Source organism: Stenotrophomonas sp. YIM B06876 (assembly GCF_030711595.1).
Lineage (GTDB): Bacteria > Pseudomonadota > Gammaproteobacteria > Xanthomonadales > Xanthomonadaceae > Stenotrophomonas.
Window position 1 is genome coordinate 1 of record NZ_JAUJUJ010000223.1, and the last position, 1,276, is coordinate 1,276.

General features: G+C 62.2%; 1 protein-coding gene. It reads left to right on the plus strand.

Features of this window, described 5'->3' with window-relative positions; all coding sequences use genetic code 11:
• Positions 1-127: 127 nt before the first annotated feature.
• Positions 128-1,276: GTP-binding protein (locus QZH66_RS16270; RefSeq protein ID WP_305806922.1), on the plus strand; the 1,149-nt coding region annotated here is incomplete at its 3' end.

Genomic DNA, 1,276 nt, shown 5'->3' on the forward strand with positions numbered 1-1,276 from the left:
CATGCCCAAGTTGGCAGTACGACTGTGTTCGTGCATTTGGTATGCTCAGCTTCTGGTCATGCTGCCGGTGCTGCGGGTGTGGCGCCTCTTTTCTCACGTTGCAGGACGGTTGTTAAGGGAGGTCGTCATGGCTCGCCATACCCCTATAGAACGCTATCGCAACATCGGCATTTCCGCGCACATTGATGCCGGCAAGACCACCACGACCGAGCGCATCCTGTTCTATACCGGGGTGAACCACAAGCTCGGCGAAGTGCATGACGGCGCTGCCACCATGGACTGGATGGAGCAGGAGCAGGAGCGCGGCATCACGATCACCTCGGCCGCCACCACGGCCTTCTGGTCTGGCATGGAACACAACTTCCCTGCGCACCGCATCAACATCATCGACACGCCGGGTCACGTGGACTTCACCATCGAGGTCGAGCGCTCCATGCGCGTGCTCGACGGAGCGGTCATGGTGTATGACGCCGTGGGCGGCGTGCAGCCCCAGTCCGAGACCGTCTGGCGCCAGGCCAACAAGTACAAGGTGCCGCGCCTTGCGTTCGTGAACAAGATGGACCGCGTGGGTGCCGATTTCTTTCGCGTGCGCCAGATGATGATCGACCGCCTCAACGCGCACCCGGTGCCCATCGTGATCCCCATCAGTGCCGAGGCCGACTTTCACGGCGTGATTGATCTCATCAAGATGAAAGCCATCGTCTGGGACGATGCATCGCAGGGCGTGAAGTTCGAGTACCGGGACATTCCTGAGCGGCTCCAGGCCAGCGCCAACGAGTGGCGCCAGAAGATGGTCGAAGAGGCCGCCGAGGCCAACGAGGCGCTCACCGACAAGTACCTGGAAACGGGTGACCTCAGCGCTGCCGACATCGTCACCGGCCTGCGCCTGCGCACCATTGCGACCGAGATCCAGCCCATGCTGTGTGGCTCGGCGTTCAAGAACCGGGGCGTGCAGCGGCTGCTGGACGCCATTGTCGAGCTCATGCCCTCGCCGCTGGATGTGCCGCCCGTGACGGGGCACAGCGAAGACGACGATGAAAGCGCCGTGCTGGTGCGGCATGCGGACGACAACGAGAAGTTTGCCGCACTGGCCTTCAAACTCATGACCGACCCGTTTGTGGGGCAACTGACCTTTGTGCGCGTGTACTCGGGCGTGCTGTCCAGGGGCGATCTCGTCTACAACCCGATCCGTGGCAAGAAGGAGCGCATCGGCCGCATCGTGCAAATGCATGCGAATGCCCGCCTGGAAATCGACGAGATCCGCGCTGGCGACATC